The sequence below is a fragment of the Levilactobacillus namurensis genome (genome assembly GCF_032197885.1).
Taxonomy (GTDB): domain Bacteria; phylum Bacillota; class Bacilli; order Lactobacillales; family Lactobacillaceae; genus Levilactobacillus; species Levilactobacillus namurensis_A.
Window position 1 is genome coordinate 117,162 of record NZ_CP134159.1, and the last position, 15,445, is coordinate 132,606.

Annotated in this window: 11 protein-coding genes; 5 read left to right on the forward strand and 6 right to left on the reverse strand. The window is 52.5% G+C overall.

Going from position 1 to position 15,445, the window contains the following annotated elements; translation table 11 throughout:
* The first annotated feature begins 9 nt into the window (after nt 1-9).
* Entirely contained in the window at nt 10-2,586 is a 2,577-nt protein-coding gene (locus tag RIN67_RS00525; RefSeq protein WP_313826109.1) for an ABC transporter permease, read from the forward strand.
* A gap of 75 nt (nt 2,587-2,661) precedes the next feature.
* On the forward strand, nt 2,662-3,639 hold the full coding sequence (locus RIN67_RS00530; protein ID WP_264999547.1) for an aldo/keto reductase: 978 nt from the start codon (nt 2,662-2,664) through the stop codon (nt 3,637-3,639).
* A gap of 1,844 nt (nt 3,640-5,483) precedes the next feature.
* Here the strand turns inward: RIN67_RS00530 and map are convergent.
* Complete coding sequence (gene map, locus RIN67_RS00535) at nt 5,484-6,278, reverse strand: type I methionyl aminopeptidase (RefSeq protein WP_024748060.1); 795 nt, start codon at nt 6,276-6,278, stop codon at nt 5,484-5,486.
* Between the two features lie 219 nt (nt 6,279-6,497).
* Here map and RIN67_RS00540 point away from each other — a divergent pair, with 219 nt between their 5' ends.
* Complete coding sequence (locus tag RIN67_RS00540) at nt 6,498-7,343, forward strand: SDR family NAD(P)-dependent oxidoreductase (RefSeq protein WP_264999598.1); 846 nt, start codon at nt 6,498-6,500, stop codon at nt 7,341-7,343.
* Nucleotides 7,344-7,413: 70 nt separating this feature from the next.
* Here RIN67_RS00540 and RIN67_RS00545 read toward each other — a convergent pair whose 3' ends face one another.
* The 3 genes from RIN67_RS00545 to RIN67_RS00555 all read right to left on the reverse strand — a co-directional run bounded on the left by RIN67_RS00545 (nt 7,414) and on the right by RIN67_RS00555 (nt 12,418).
* Complete coding sequence (locus RIN67_RS00545) at nt 7,414-9,486, reverse strand: MucBP domain-containing protein (RefSeq protein WP_313826107.1); 2,073 nt, start codon at nt 9,484-9,486, stop codon at nt 7,414-7,416.
* 426 nt (nt 9,487-9,912) lie between these two features.
* Nucleotides 9,913-11,130: an MFS transporter gene (locus tag RIN67_RS00550; RefSeq protein ID WP_264999549.1), complete on the reverse strand. Its 1,218-nt coding sequence runs from the start codon at nt 11,128-11,130 to the stop codon at nt 9,913-9,915.
* A gap of 331 nt (nt 11,131-11,461) precedes the next feature.
* Nucleotides 11,462-12,418 carry a 3-hydroxyacyl-CoA dehydrogenase family protein gene (locus tag RIN67_RS00555; RefSeq protein WP_264999550.1) on the reverse strand — a complete coding sequence of 319 codons (957 nt, stop codon included), beginning with the start codon at nt 12,416-12,418 and terminating at the stop codon, nt 11,462-11,464.
* Between the two features lie 374 nt (nt 12,419-12,792).
* Between RIN67_RS00555 and RIN67_RS00560 the strand changes: the two genes are divergently transcribed.
* On the forward strand, nt 12,793-13,044 hold the full coding sequence (locus RIN67_RS00560; protein ID WP_264999551.1) for a hypothetical protein: 252 nt from the start codon (nt 12,793-12,795) through the stop codon (nt 13,042-13,044).
* A gap of 64 nt (nt 13,045-13,108) precedes the next feature.
* On the opposite strand, the gene RIN67_RS00565 is transcribed toward RIN67_RS00560, so the two are convergent.
* A complete protein-coding gene (locus RIN67_RS00565; protein WP_264999552.1) occupies nt 13,109-14,005 on the reverse strand; it encodes a hypothetical protein in 897 nt (298 codons plus the stop codon).
* Between the two features lie 161 nt (nt 14,006-14,166).
* Here RIN67_RS00565 and RIN67_RS00570 point away from each other — a divergent pair, with 161 nt between their 5' ends.
* Complete coding sequence (locus RIN67_RS00570) at nt 14,167-14,415, forward strand: hypothetical protein (protein ID WP_264999553.1); 249 nt, start codon at nt 14,167-14,169, stop codon at nt 14,413-14,415.
* Between the two features lie 105 nt (nt 14,416-14,520).
* Here the strand turns inward: RIN67_RS00570 and RIN67_RS00575 are convergent, their stop codons facing one another.
* Nucleotides 14,521-15,318 (reverse strand): TPM domain-containing protein, encoded by a 798-nt coding sequence (locus RIN67_RS00575; RefSeq protein WP_264999554.1) that lies wholly within the window; start codon nt 15,316-15,318, stop codon nt 14,521-14,523.
* Between the last annotated feature and the right edge of the window lie 127 nt (nt 15,319-15,445).

A 15,445-nucleotide genomic window follows, 5' to 3' on the forward strand; every position in this document is an offset into this window, starting at 1 on the left:
GTGATGGGGATGACCACAGCGTATCTTAAAACGATTTTCCGAGAAATCTGGCGCTCCAAGGCCCGGTTCTTCTCCATTCTTCTGATCATCTTCTTGGGGGTGGCGTTCTACACCGGTATCCGGGCGACGGGTCCCGACATGTCCCAGGCCGCCACGAGCTACTTTCACCGCCAGCGGCTAGCGACCAATAGCGTTCAATCCTCGTTGGGGTTGACTCAGGCGGATACGGCCATTTTGAATCAGCACCGCGACCGGCTCCGGTACCAGACGGAACGGTACCTCGACGTCAGTCAGCGGAACAATAACCGGGTGGTCCGGGTCGCCGAGTTACCCACCGTGCAGCGGGTCAACCGGTTACGCGTGACGCAGGGGCGCCTGCCGCGCCACGCGAACGAAGTTGTTCTCGACACCCAGGCACGAGTTCTCCAGCCCAGCTTGAAGGTGGGCCGGACTTACCGGATCACCAGTACGGCGGCCGTGAACCGCCAGTTCACCCGGCGGACCTTTAAAATCGTGGGCTTCGTGAATTCACCGCGCTACTTGGAGAACGTGAGTCGGGGCGTCACCACGGTCGGTAAGGGGACTCTGGACTACCTGGCGTACGTCCGGCCCCAGACCTTAACGGGTAACGTGCCGACGCGCCTGGACGTCCAATTTAAGAACCTCCAGAACGTCCAGCCCTATAGCGCGCGTTATAAGCGGTTAAACCGGCAGAATACGGCGGACTTGAAACGCTGGCTCCGGCCACGCGCGCAACAACGTCAACACCAATTGCAGCAACGGGCGACGGCGAAACTAGCGCCCCTCAAGCGCCAAGTGGCTGCCATGCAGGGCCAAGTTCCGGCGAACACCCCGCAACTGGTTCAGCTGACCGCGCAGTTGCGCCGGGCGCAGGCCAAGGTCCAAGCGATTCCGCGGGCCACCTACGTCTACACGGACCGGACCGATAATCCAGGGTACACCGAGTATCACGAGAATACCCAGCGAATCGTCGCCTTATCGACGGTCTTTCCCCTCTTCTTCATCGCCATCGCGGCGTTGATCTGTCTGACCACCATGACTCGGATGGTCGAGGAGTTGCGCTTGCAGATGGGGACACTCAAGGGCCTGGGCTACAGTAACGCTGCTGTAGGCAGTGAGTTCATGATTTACGGGGGCTTGGCGGCGTTGCTGGGGACCGCGCTGGGCGTGGTCTTCGGCGTGAACTTCTTCCCCCAATTCATCGCCCAAGCCTATGGCAGTATGTATAACTTGCCGGCGATTACCGTGCAGTACCTGTGGGGCGACATCGGCGTGGCCCTAGTCATCGCGTTGGCCTGCACCCTGGGTATCGCGGCTATCGTCTTACGAGTCGACTTGCGGAGCCTGCCCGCCCAGCTATTGCAACCCAAGGCGCCTAAGGCGGGAAAGACGCTGCTGTTGGAACGCTGGACGGGCTTCTGGCGGCACCTGAACTTCAACCATAAGATTACCCTGCGAAACCTCTTTCGGTACAAGCAGCGTATGCTGATGACCGTTCTGGGTATCGCGGGGTGCATGGCCATGATGATCACAGGTTTCGGGCTCAAAGACTCGATTGGCGACATCAGTACTAAGCAATTCAATGACCTCTGGCACTACGACGCCATGGTGACCCGCAGTGGCCGGGAAACGGCCGCTCAGCGGAAAGCCTTGCGGCAATCAGCAACGTATCGCCGGAGCCTGACGTTGAGTTCGCAACAGGCCACGGTCACCCAGAGTGGGGTGGCCGAACAGACCGTGACCTTGGGGGTTCCGCGCACCCCGGACCGGCTGAACCGGTTCGTCACGCTCCGTGACCGGCAGACCCATCAGACCTACCGGGTCACGACCAAGGGGGCCGTGATCGATGAGAAGCTGGCCAAGCTCTACGGCGTGAAGGTGGGCGACCGACTGACCGTGAAACCGGCGGGACAGACCGCCCGGCGCGTGAAAGTTGCGGCCGTTGCGGAAAATTACGTGAACCACTTTATCTACCTGAGCCCGACCTATTACCGGCAGGTCTTCGGCAAGCAACCGACCTACAATAGTAACCTGGTCCAGTTCACCCATGATAGCGAACGGGCGGGCAACGATTATGCGGATGGCTTGTTACGGCACGCGGGCTTCTTGAACGTCACGCTGATGCGGACGGAACGCCAGACCACCTTCAAGACCTTCGACAGCATGAACCTGGTGGTCCTGATCTTCGTGATCTCCGCGGGGGCCCTGGCGCTGGTGGTGCTCTACAATCTGACCAACATCAACGTGTCCGAGCGGATTCGGGAGTTGTCGACGATCAAGGTCTTGGGCTTCTATGACGGGGAAGTCACCCTGTACATCTTCCGGGAGAACCTGATATTGACGGGGATGGGCATCGTCGTGGGCTGCTTCTTAGGTAACTGGCTACACACCTATATCCTGCAAACGGCGGAGACCAACGCGCTGATGTTCTCGCCGGGGATCCACTGGCTTAGTTACCTGTATTCGGCAGTCTTGACGGTGGTGTTCAGCCTGCTGGTCATGGGCTTGATGCACCGCAAGTTAAAACGCGTGAACATGCTCGACGCCCTCCAGTCGGTCGATTAACCAGGCCCTTGACTTAGAGGTAGGTCGAAGTTCTACACTAAAATTGAAGGAAGTATCTGAAAGGAAGTTATCATGATGAAATATCGTTCATTTGGCAAGACCGGGTATCAGATCAGTGAAGTGTCGTTGGGCACTTGGCAGTTAGGCGGCAAGTGGGGCGCACCGTTTAGTGAACAGGATGCCCGGGACACGTTGGCGGAAGCTTACGACCAGGGCGTTAACTTCTTCGATACCGCGGATGGGTATCAAGGCGGGCGCAGTGAACAAGCCGTGGGGCAGTTCTTGAAGCAGCACCCCGACGTGCACTTCACCACCAAGATTGGGCGGAAGGAAGAGCCCCTGTCGGCGGAACATTTTGATGCGCAACACGGGGACCGTTACGTCGACGAATCTCTACAGAACATGGGGGTCGATGCTTTGGATATGGTGTTGTTGCATTGCCCACCGACCGATATCTACTACCAACCCGAGACTTTTTTCGAGCTGGATAAGCTCAAGCAGGCGGGGAAGATTCGCCATTACGGGGTCAGTGTGGAAAAGGTCGAACAAGCCATTAAGGCCATGGATTACGATGTCTCGGCCGTCGAGATCATCTTCAACATGTTCCGCTTGCGGCCGTCGAAACTGTTCTTCGACTTAGCTAAGCGCCAGAATGTGGGAATCTTGGCTCGGGTTCCGTTGGCTAGTGGTCTCCTGACCGGGAAGTTTACGGCCGACACGCAGTTTGCACCGGAAGACCACCGGAACAATAACCGGGACGGTCAGCACTTCGACAAAGGGGAGACCTTCTCCGGCGTGGATTACTTAACGGGTGTCAAGGCCGCCGCAGAATTGAAGGACCGCTTGGGAACGGATAACCTGGCGGGGACGGCGTTACGGTACATCTTGATGTACGATGCCGTTTCAGCGGTGATTCCGGGAGCCAGCACGCCGAACCAGATTGAACGCAATACCAGTGCGGCTGAGTTACCCGCCTTAACGGATGCGCAGATGGCGGTGGTTCAAGACGTCTATGATCGATACTTGAAGAATCCGGTGGACTACCTCTGGTAAGCCATCAGACGATGACAAACAGCGACACAATCGTCTCTCCTAGAGAAACGGTCGTGCCGCTGTTTTTTAATGGGTTAGGATTTGATGGAAATTGAGCGTGTGGCGAAAACTTAGATTTTGGTGTATTCAAAAAGGCTTAACGGATTAAACGCCATTGTGCATAACATATAACCTATCCAGTGAATATATTATATTATTTATAAAGTTTATACCATTGACTACATTGTCCTGATATAATATTCTATTAGTGGACGCGGTAGGAACACCCATTGGCGTTGTATCAGCTTGGGGTCAAGGATACTTTAATAAGATGGGATTAGATTTAAGTTGTAGAGCCATTATTTTCCTTTTTATACCATTTTTTAGGAGGAGCTTATGCAGGTACCGTATTGGTTATCCATTTTTATTATTTTCGTTCCATTTCTTTTAAGGGTGATCATTAAAAGAGAACTTAGTCCTAAGATGCAACAGCTATTAACTAGTAATTTAATCACGTATATATTGGTATTGATGGTCTCTATTTTAATTATAAATTCTCGATTTAAACCTATCTCAATATCAGTTATTTTTTGGGCAATTATTTTTAACCTATTATTCGATTTTATTTTTTACTTAATTAGCAAGGTTAGTCATTAACCAGATTGTCTAAGCCCAAGCAATCTCATTACATCAATTCCGAGTTGGCAATTTCAGTATACATTTTTCTTCCACCAACTAAGTAGTTACTGTAGTACATACTAGGAACATCATCGTCTGACTGTCCCTCCGTCATGAAGGGTTGGTGCAAGTTAATAACGTCAAGACGGTACTGGACTTTTCCATGTTGTGTCACTTTTTTAAAAGATAATCCTTTAAATTTCTTGTTCAGAAATAATTCGCGGGTGTTGCCAGATACTTTGGTTCTTTGAATCTTTACCTGATGGGTTGGTTTGTCTTTGGGTTTGTATTGGGATCCAGACGAGTATTTTCGATATTCGACATAGCCATTGGTACTTATGTGAAAGAGAGTGGTATCACGTCGCCGAGCGTTGGCCAACATTTTTCCTTGAAATAGTAGCCCAGAACTATAAGCAGGCATGTAAGCCGGACGAGAAACACGTTTAAAATTTTGGGGATGGTTTGAAATTTGAGAACTAATAAAATCGTAGGGGCGATTATGCGGTCGGTTTTTGTTGTACAAAGAGTAATTTAAAAGCGGCAAACTGAGCGTGATGGTATGATTGTCTTTGAATCCTTGGAGAATAGTTCCCTTGGGAATCTTAATGAATTGATGGCCACCATCTTCAAATTGAACACGGACTTTAGTTGAGCGAATGGCCTGGTAATATTTGAACTTATAGAGCTTACTGGCGGGTACTTGTTCATTTCCAATTTGGTAGGATTTGGCCTGTGATTGGGTGGAAGATAGAAAAAAGCGAGTATAGCAATAGTGGGAATGAGTAGAATCTTATTTAACTTCATGAAGATTATTCCTTCCTGGGATATTTTTTCTTATTGTAGCTCGCTCGTTCTATGAATTGGCACCTTACGCAAATTCGGTTGTACGATGTGTGGAATTTGGTCACGTGGATAGTTAAGATTCTGAAAATCATAAAAGATTAAAAGAAAATTTTGTGGGTTACTGATTCTAGCGTTAATGGGTTTAACGTCAAATGACCGCTTCCGTGATTTTACGGAAGCGGTCATTTGAGTAAGACAGATATGGTTTTTTGATTCAGCAAAAGGGGGATTAGCACCCTTCATTCATTGCAGATGAGGCCTTTATGTCAGTCGCTTGCTAGTTGTGATTGGCAGGCAAATCTAAAACAGGCATGGTTAAAATGACTGCTTTGACCAGATGCGTCTTATTTTAAGAGGTACTTGGCGTCAAATTCAGGGTCCTGGGACGTTAAAATCTTGGGGCCATCCTTAGTAATCGCCAAGGTGTGCTCGTATTGGCAAGACAGAGAACCGTCAGCTGAAACGTAGTATTCCCAGTTGTCCTTATCGATCTTGTCAGCCAGTTCGAAAGTTCCCAAGTTGACCATGGGTTCGATGGTGATGACCATGCCTTCGCGAAGCCGAATCCCGTGACCGGCCTCACCGTAAGCGGGAACGTCTGGTTCTTCGTGCATTTCAGTTCCGATGCCGTGGCCAATCAGGTCGCGGACGTCTCCCATGTGGTGTTGGGTTTCGACGAAGTCCTGAATGGCCGCACCAATATCGCCAATCCGGTTGCCAATGACGGCTTGGTCGATGCCCAGGTAGAGGGACTTCTTGGTCACGTCCATGAGACGCTTAACGTCATCACTCACGTCTCCCACGGCATAGGCCCAGCAGGAATCGGCTTGGTAACCGTCAAGTGAGACGGTCATGTCGACCTTGACCAGGTCACCGTTCTTCAACAGGCGTCCCTTTTGGGGTGCCATGTGGGCGACTTCATCGTTGATGCTGATGCAGGTCGCGTAGTGGTAGCCGTCGACGTCCTTTTCGGACGGGATGGCCCCATGGTCGGCGCAATACTGCGTGGTAAATTTTTCGATTTCCCAGCTGTCGATACCGGGCTTGATCAGGTCGCGTAACCCGATGTGAATGTTGGCCAACAAGGTGCCGGCTTCATTCATCTTTTCAATTTCGCGGGGTGATTTAATGGTAATCAAAGTTGTTCCTCCCTAAATGTCTAGTTAAGTTCACTGTACGCTAGTTTGGTGGAATTGACCAGCTTAGGGGGTGTGTTTCACGTGAAACAATGTCTAGGAGCGGGTTAAGGACTAGGTCGGGTTGCTGTTGCGGCAACCTTTCCCTGATTAAGGAGGAATCGTTGACTTAGAGTCCACTCTAAGCAGTATGCTAAAAGTACTTTATTAGTAGGAGGCAATATCATGACCAAAACTTGGTTTATTACGGGAACTTCGACGGGATTCGGGAAGTCGCTGGCGACCTTTTTAGCGCAAAAGGATGACGTTAATCTAGTGGCGACGGCGCGGCACACGGACCAGTTGAGTTACCTGGATCCGTATGATCACGGACAAATCTTGAAGTTGACGCTGGACGTCACGAAACAGGCCGAAATTGAAGCCGCGGTTAAGGCCACTAATGCAAAGTTTAACGGTATCGATGTGTTGATCAATAACGCTGGTCTAGGATACTTTGGGACCTTCGAGGAAAGCGACCGGGACGCGGTACGGTACATGTTCGACGTCAACGTCTGGGGACTCGTCGACATGACTCGGGCGGTCTTGCCGACCATGCGGGCACAGAAGTCCGGAAGCATCGTCAACTTCTCCTCTATCGCTGGGTTGGCTTCCTTTACCACGCTGTCCTTCTATAACGGGAGTAAGTACGCGGTCGAGGGGGTCAGTGAGTCCTTGGCACAAGAGGTGGCGGACCAGGGCATCAAGGTCATGCTGATTGAGCCTAGTGGTTTCCGGACGGATTGGGCCGGACGGTCATCGCAGAAGACGCTACCACAAATCGATGCTTACCGGCAATTTGCGAGTCGCATCGAGGGCAACGCTAAGGAAGCCCATCACGAAGCGGGTGACCCGGATAAGGCTGCGGAAATCATCTACGATCAAGTTACCAACCACGCGGCGGACCTGCCCTTGCGGTTACCGTTAGGCCAATGGGCGACCGATACCGCGATTGAGAAGTACACCCGGACACTGGCTGATTTTAAGGCCTTGCATGACTTGTCGGCATCGGCTGACCGTCCGGAGAAGTAAGCGAACAATTTGTATGATCAAGGGACCGCCTGCACAGAGCACAAGGCGGTCCCTTTTAGTGCGGTAAAGGTCAATGACGACGGGTAACCATGAACCAGCCCAGAGCGCAGCTTAATCCGACCCCCAAAATCTTTAGCCAGAGTGTTGGGGTGGTCTCGTTAGTCTGCGGGAGGGTGGCAGCGGCTATGGAAGATGACTTTTGAGGCGTGAAGATTGCTTGGGATGGTTTGGAAAGGTTGGTCATTGCTTCTGGATCAGGTGACGGCACTGGTTTCACGGCGGTGCCTGCAGTGTTGGGGTGGCGATTAGGTTGGTCAACAAGTTCAGGAACCGGTGCGGGCGTCACGGCAACTGGAGGCGTGGTGGGTGGTGTGCTGTGACTTTCGCCGACGGTTGTGACGGCTTGATAAACGTACGTGACCGTTTGGCTTCCCGTCGTAAAGGTCCCCGTGGCGTTAGTCGGACGGTGACTTAGGGTGTAGCCATTAAAAGTAGGGGCGACGGTGGCGTAGGGACTACCCGGATTGCCCGTTAACGTCTCGCTGGGCTTAAGGACCTTGCCACTGTCCGTGACGTAGTGAACCGTCACCGTGCCGGTGGTAATTTGGGGTGCATTTTTCGTGTACACGTAGGTGACGATAACCGATTCAGCGGTATATTTACCCGTTGGATGGCCGATGGTCTTCTGCCAGGTGTAATTGGGAATCGTCTTCTTGACGGTGGTGTAGGTGTCACCAATGAGGCCGGTATGATCAATGACATCGTCTTGAATTCGGTGACCCTGATCGTCGACGTAGCGGGTCGTGACCGGCCCGGCGGTGTCAACTAGGCGGTAGGGTTGGATAACGACTATTTCTGGAGTGCTATTTGGGGATAAACGGTAGGCACCGACTAAGTAGGCACTATCTTTAAAAAGGACAGTGTTTCCATGTAGGTCGATTATTCGGTTAACTTTATATGGATTCTGATAAAGGTTGGTATAAACCAGGTTTCCATCGGTATCTGGTGAAACTTTAGCGCTTCGGTCGGTTAAATAGCCGATGGCATCAATATGATTTTCATTGCCGTCTTGCGCCGTGATAGTTGTAGCGGGAATGACGTAAGGAAGCGCCTGCAGACTTACTTTGGTCCCATCGGGCAGGTAGAGGGGTTGAACCAGGGTGGCCTGGTGAGAAGCGAGCTTAAAGAACTTTAGGGGCTTAACAATTGTTTGGCCTTGGTAGGCGCACGTAAGCCCTTTGGCGACTAAAGCTTTAAGACTAGAAAAATCGGTGACCGTGTTGAACTGAATGTATAGCTCTTTTAAGTTAGTCAGATTGCTAAGTGGTTTGACGTCCGAGATGCGGTTCAACGAAACGTCCAGCGTCACCAGTTTTTTCAGGGCCGACAGCGGAGAGATATCGGTAATGTCGCCGTGGAAGCGGGAGGGGTTAGCGTTGAGGTTACCTCCCAGAGTGAGTTTGGTGAGGTTAGTCAGGAGTTCGATACCCGATAGGTCGTAGGAAGTCTTACCGGGGTTGAGTTGGGGGGAGACCACCGTGTCTTTGATGTCCAGACTATCTAACTTTGAAAGGTCTTGTCTGGTGACGTCTTTGATACTGGACCATTTTTTAGCGGCGGGATTGGTCTCTGGGTGGGTTAGCTGGTTTAAGGCATTAACGATTTCTGCTTGGAGCTGCGGATCCTTAATGGCCTGGCTTACGGGAGAATCGTTGTCAGAATCGGTTAGCCTAGTGGTCGTGACTTGGTTGTGGACAGGTGATGGTTCCGCGAGATTGGGATGTTGTGTGGGTGAGGAGGATGACGATTCGGCAGTTACCGTGGGGGCCGGGTTTGGCGGTGTAACGACTGACTCGGTGGGGTGTGCTGGAGAATCCGTAGACGCCGTTGGTTCAGCGGGGAGCGGTTCTGTTTCCGTGGGTTGTGGGTCTTCTTGGTGGGGCAAGACGGCGGTGGGGGCTGATGAAGTTGATGCTTCGATGGGCGTTGTGACGGTAACGGTTGGCGTATGGTCAGTTGTGGGAATCCTATCATCGGCGTGAGCGATGGGACTATTGAATCCCAGTAAAGCTAGTGCCATGGTAGTACTGGTTAAGATCCAGCAGGGGGTCGTGAAATTAGGCGATACAGATTCTCGAGGCATCAGGCCACTTCCTTTTCTACGGATTAGTTGGTAAAACCGGTGAGTGGCATCAGGATAGCACGGGGCTTTAAACGATGCTATAGGGTAAACGAATTTGGCTATAAGTGGCATTATAAAAAGGATGGCTTGCTTTGGCGTGATGTGCATCAGCGAGAATTGGAACAATCGTAGCGATACCCAAACTTGCTTACCGGTTAAATAGCTAAAACCACAGTTAAAAACGGCCATCATCCGTCTAAGGGGGTGATGGCCGTTGAGGTGTTATTTCTCCGGAGAAGTAAAGGAGCGGCCAAGCTGTGTGACTCTAAGCAACGTGTATTCGCAGAATTAATCAAAAAATCTGGTCCAAGATGATGGTCTTGGACCAGATTTTTCATTTCACCTATTTCGGTAAGTCTGATACGCGTGAATAGGTCAGGGGCGTCCCTAGGCTGTTTTAGGAGTCAGGTGGCGAAGGTTGGGGATTGAGAGCATGGCGACGAGGCTAATGAGGTAGAGGCAGGAGAGGAACCCCATGACCATTAGTAGCGTGCCGTGGTCCATTAGAAAGCCGATGATGACGGAGGAAAAGCCGCCGATTAAGCGCCCCACGTTAACGATACAATTGTTGGCTGTCGTCCGAATCTCGGTAGGGTATAAGCGGCTGACCATGGCGCCATAACCACCGTACATCCCGTCGGAAAAGAACCCTAGAGTGGCCCCGGCGACCAGGAGAGTCAGACGATTGGTGGTGAGCAGGATTCCGAATAAGGCAATCGCTGCGGCGATTAAGAAAATCGCGAAAGCCAGGCGCGGTCCGAGCTGGTCTAGGACGTGACCGAAGACTAGCATTCCCAGACTCATGCCGATAATGGTGGCAATCATCCAAAGGGAAGAGCCAGACACGGTTAAGCCGAGGCGCTTTTGCATGATGGAAGGTAACCAATTCATTAAGCCGTAGTAGCCGGCAATTTGAACCGTGGTCATCACCATTAGCGCCCCGGTCTGGTAGGCTAAGCGCGGGGTGGCGAAGAGCTGCCGTAGTTTACCGGGCGCCCGGTGTGCTTGAGCGGTTAAAAAGGCGCGACTTTCGTGGAGGTGCCGGCGAATAAAGTAGATGAGGGCAACTGGCACTAGGCCAAAGACGAAGAGGGCGTGCCATCCGAGAGTTGGGATGATGACGGCCGCGGCGATGGCGGCAAGAATCGCACCACATTGGCCGCCGATAGCAGCTAGTGAGGAGAACTTACCCAGTGTGTGGGCGGGGAAGCTCTCAGCAATTAAGGTAATTCCCACGCCGTATTCACCGCCGGACCCGACACCGGCTAGGAAACGAAAGAGATAGACTAGCGCGAGATTATTGGCCAGGGCCATCGCTGCGGTGGCGAAGGCAAAGATGAAGATGGTGTAGGTAAATACTTTGATTCGGCCGTAATGATCCGCAATCAAGCCGAATCCTAGACCACCGGCTAAGGTTCCTAGGTTACTGATAGCTGAAATCAAGCCGGCCTGCGCTCCCGTAATGCGAAGCGTGGCAATAATCGAGGATAACGCAAACGAGACAAACATGACGTCCATGTGTTCCAGCGCAAACCCGGCCGACGTTGAGGCTAATGTCCATTTTTGGGTCGAATTTAAGCTAGAGTGTGACGATATGGTTTCCATCAAAAAGACCTCCAAAAGAAATGCTCACTGACACTTGTTATTTTGTGTACGCTAGCGTACTGCTGACCAGTGTGCACCCTAAAGGCGGAGAGGGGGTAGTATCCGAGGAGGGAAAGGGTGGTCAATAACCAAAATTAGGTAAACTGATAAACGACTTAATCCATCGCTAGACGGATAATTTAACCGATTATTGGGGTGGGCTGAGAAGGGCGTTTGGTGGCCGGTCACCGTTACCGGTGCGGCGAACGGAACCGGTAAGTTGATACCGTTAGGGCGTAAAAGTGGCCCCCGAGCGAGAAGGCTTGGGGGTCACTTGATTGAAGTGTAGTGATTAAGATGGGTTCTCGGTATCGTGATCAGCTTTTAACAAGGCTAACAGGTCGGCATCCCGTTGGGCGACCAATTGCTGACCCGCTGCGCCCGTCCAGTTATAGAAACCATGGCCGGATTTCAGCCCCAGCTCGCCGGCCTGAACTTTCGCCTGGAGCACGGGGTCCGTGCCGGTATCGTTAGCGAGGTCCTGGTAGAGGTAGCTCGAGATGTTGGTGAAGACGTCTAAGCCGCCCAGGTCCGCACTGGCAATGGGTCCAACAAGACTCCACCGCCGACCGAGACTGTATTTGATGATGTCGTCGACCGCTTCCGGCGTGGCAATGCCTTGATCAACAATGTGCAAGGCTTCCCGTAAAACGGCCAACTGAATCCGGTTCCCCACGAAGCCCAGGGAGGCCTTCTTAAGCGGCACGGCGTGTTTACCGATGTGGTTCATCAGGTGGACGGTCAGGTCGACCGTAGCGGTGTCCGTAGCCTGTCCCGGCACCACTTCGACCAGTGGCATCAGTTGGGCGGGGTTCCAGAAGTGGGCGACCACGAAGCGTTCTGGATGGGCTAACCCGGACTGTAAGGCGGTGGGGTCCAGCCCCGAAGTGTTGGTCGCCATGATGGTCTTGGGTTGGATGACCTGCTCAATGGCCTGCCAGACGGTCCGCTTGACGTCCAGGTCCTCCGTGATCGATTCGATGATGAAGTCGGCGTGGGCGAAGGCGGTCTGGAGATCGGTCGTGGGGTGAATCCGTTCGAGAATGGTGGCGGGTTCTTCGGCCAGTAATCCAGCGCGGTCGAAGGTCGCCAGGTCGTGTTGAATAGTCACGATTCCCCGGTCCAAGCTGGCGGAATCTTGGTCGAAGAGGTTGACCGGATACCCGTGCATCGCAAATTGTAAAGCCGTGGCGTGCCCCATGGTTCCGGCGCCCACGTTACCGATAAGGTTCACATTTTTCAGGTCCATTGGTAAAACATCCTTTCTCTTAAAATGGTTAGTGGGATTTGTGTTTAGTATAGCATGCGGGGACTTGCGACCAGTGGGGGATGGCTTGCTGGAACGCCTAGATGACCACGGTTAGGGCAGATTGAGGTCAACTGAGGAAATTTAGACTTAGCGCAAAGGACCACAAGTGGTTAAATTTCGTAAGTTTAAAAATTGTAAGCGTTAACGATGACCAGCTGATAATGGTTGAATGGGGTGGTTTTAGTAACGTTTACTGATTTATTGTCCAGTTATGGTTTAACTTAAGGAATTATTTACATTATATAATTGTATTGCGGTCAACAAACGGGTAGAATTAAGTCACTGAATAAACGGTTTCGAAGGAGTGTGGCGGGATGACCCGATGGAAAAAGTATGGTATCTATGTCTTGTTATTGGGAGGTCTGGTCGCCTTCGTCTACTTAGGCCGGCAAACGACAACGGCGCAACAGCCGATCCAAGAGGTTCAGCTGGTGAAACGGACCAACGTTAAGCACACGGACGAGTTGAGTAACTATTCACCGGACAAACGGTACCGGTCAGGCGACCTGGTGATTAAAAACGGGAGTATTTACGAAGTTCACGTGGTGACCAAAGATAAGCATTAAGTGATAATCTGAACGCAAAAACGGCTTTCTGCAGAAGCGGAAAGCCGTTTTAACATGACGTCATTTAATTGCTGGCACCGTCGTATCCGATAAAGGTGTAGTAGGGAACGCCGCCAATCTGGTAGAGACTGTCGAAGGTTCCCGCGATTCCGCGCAAAGGATCGCCGATAATGTGTTGCGGTTGGTGGCGGTTCTTGATGGTCAGCCGGTACCGCGCCGTTCCGGTTGCGTGCACCGCAGTGGTCCGGAGTCCGGGTAAGGCGTGTTGGGTGTAGAGTTGGCGATAGGGGTCGTGGAAGACGGTCTTGGTAATCTTACCCTGGCTAGTGGGCGTCTGGTAGAAGCCTAGTCCGCCCCGCACCGTGTGGTCGTAAGTTAAAAGTTCCACGTAGCCGTCCGGCGTTACCCGCACACTGGTCGTCGTGGGCTCAACGGGGCTGATGGCCGCTGCGGCCCCGCCCGCGTAGAGGTCACCGTGACTATAGGCGGGCATGTAGCGGGGACAGTGGACCCGTTTGAAAGCCTGTAGTTTCCGCGCAGTGGTAATCACCGTGGGCGTATTGTCCGTATCGCTGGTGGGGTCGATCGTGTAGCCCGCTGGTTGGGCTGTGGCTAACCGATGATGGCTCAGGCGCGACGTGTAAATCAGGAGTTGCGGTTGCAGGCGACTACCAACTTTATGAGTGGTGAGGTAACCCGCCACCACCGTTCCCTTGGGCAGGGTCAACGAACGCATGACGCGACCGCCGAACTTGTGGGTGGGCACGTAAGCGGCCTTGACCGTGGTGGTTCGGGTGGTCTGATAGTATTGGCTGAGGTTGAGAAAGTTTGAGCTGGCCGTGTAGTGGCCCACCTTGACTAGGGAATTGGGGCGTTCGGTCTGAGCGGCTGCCGGCGTTCCCGCCATGAGCGCTAATCCGGCAATCAAGAATGCCCCGCTAATTTTTAACCATTTATGCAATGCCACGGCCTCCTTAAAAACTGGTACTTCTAGTATACCGTAGCGTGACGAAAAAATAAGGGACCGACCCTAAAATGTTTCATGTGAAACGAAATTGGGGGTGACAATTCGGGAATCAATTTCGTTAGTAAACGTAGATGCTAAGGAAGGAGAGCCCCGATATGGTCCAAGAAAATCGCAGAATTCAGTTAGCTAGTGGGTACGCCATCTTGACGGCGCGGCAATGCACGGTGTACGCCCATGACCAGGCCGTGGCGCCGGCCTTAACGTTGCGGCAACAGCGGACGTTTCTACGGGATCTACGCCAATTACGGGCAGCGTTACAGGCCGTATACCGGTTAGCGCACGTCCAGGTTCAGGTGACCAGTCAGCCCCACCGCCCGTTGATGGCCCGGTTGCGGTTTGAATAGGGAGATTGATTTTTGTAAGGTTATCACCGAAAAATTTCCCGGGAAATTATCGTAACTTTCAAAAAAACGCCAGCCCAGAAATTTTGGGGCTGACGTTTTTAGGATTTACCACCGGTAGTCGTCGTGGTCATCGTGGTCGCCGCCGATCCAGCGGCCAAACATGTACGAAGTCCAGGCACCATAGTAGTCGTTGGAAGGGTGGTCCGCGATGGTCCGCAGAGTGCTGTGAAAGTCGTGGAAGAACCAGATGGCCCCACACAACAATAGAGGCGTCAGAATCAGGAAAGTCAGGAGATCGCCGCTCATGCCAGGCTTGATTTTCTTGACGTTGGCGACGTGGTGGTCGATGTAATGCGCGTACCGGTTGAAGAACTTCATTGCCGATTTACCGGTCCCCTGCTTATTGGGGAGGCGGCTGGTGATCCACCACCGCTGGAGATCAGAGATGCTGCTGGTTAGGTCATCGGACGGGGAAATAATGGTGTGCCAACCGTTGTCGGGGTAGACCACAATCACGGAGACGTGTTTTTCCAGACGGGTCTGGCGTGAGGTCACCGCGTACTCACTATCGCCGGTGCTCTGGTAGACCGGGGCCGTCCGTTGGGCTTCGCGGTGGCGCAAGCGGTCAGCGAGGTCGTTACCGGGAGTCTTAAAGGGGTCGCTGTAATCATAGCCGGATAGGAAGCCGTCGCCGGGGAGGTGCCGGTAGGTGTAAACCCAGAGTTGCGGGTGGTGCCGCGAAGTGGCCCAATCGGCGTTGGTGGTGCGAATCTGTTCGCGTTGTTGGGCCGTTAAAAGGTGTGCTTGGTCGTGGACCACGGTCGCCGCCTGTCCGGTCATGCTCCCCAAGCCTAAGCTACATAAGCCAATTATGACGCCGAATAACCACCGTTTGACACCCATCATCCTGACTTCCTTCCGTATCGCTATCGTTTTGAACGGTTCAGGTCCTTAGTTATTTCCATTATAGCAAATCTTTGCGGGCATTGATTGGTCAAAACGACCCACTCTTAGGCGAGTGGGTCGTTTC

Excerpts from the sequence above, each read along its gene's own strand:
- RIN67_RS00525 (WP_313826109.1), top strand. The coding sequence starts at position 10 with ATGACCACAGCGTATCTTAAAACGATTTTCCGAGAAATCTGGCGCTCC.
- RIN67_RS00530 (WP_264999547.1), top strand. The coding sequence starts at position 2,662 with ATGAAATATCGTTCATTTGGCAAGACCGGGTATCAGATCAGTGAAGTG.
- RIN67_RS00545 (WP_313826107.1), bottom strand. The coding sequence starts at position 9,486 with ATGCCTCGAGAATCTGTATCGCCTAATTTCACGACCCCCTGCTGGATC.
- RIN67_RS00550 (WP_264999549.1), bottom strand. The coding sequence starts at position 11,130 with ATGGAAACCATATCGTCACACTCTAGCTTAAATTCGACCCAAAAATGG.
- RIN67_RS00555 (WP_264999550.1), bottom strand. The coding sequence starts at position 12,418 with ATGGACCTGAAAAATGTGAACCTTATCGGTAACGTGGGCGCCGGAACC.
- RIN67_RS00560 (WP_264999551.1), top strand. The coding sequence starts at position 12,793 with ATGACCCGATGGAAAAAGTATGGTATCTATGTCTTGTTATTGGGAGGT.
- RIN67_RS00570 (WP_264999553.1), top strand. The coding sequence starts at position 14,167 with ATGGTCCAAGAAAATCGCAGAATTCAGTTAGCTAGTGGGTACGCCATC.
- RIN67_RS00575 (WP_264999554.1), bottom strand. The coding sequence starts at position 15,318 with ATGGGTGTCAAACGGTGGTTATTCGGCGTCATAATTGGCTTATGTAGC.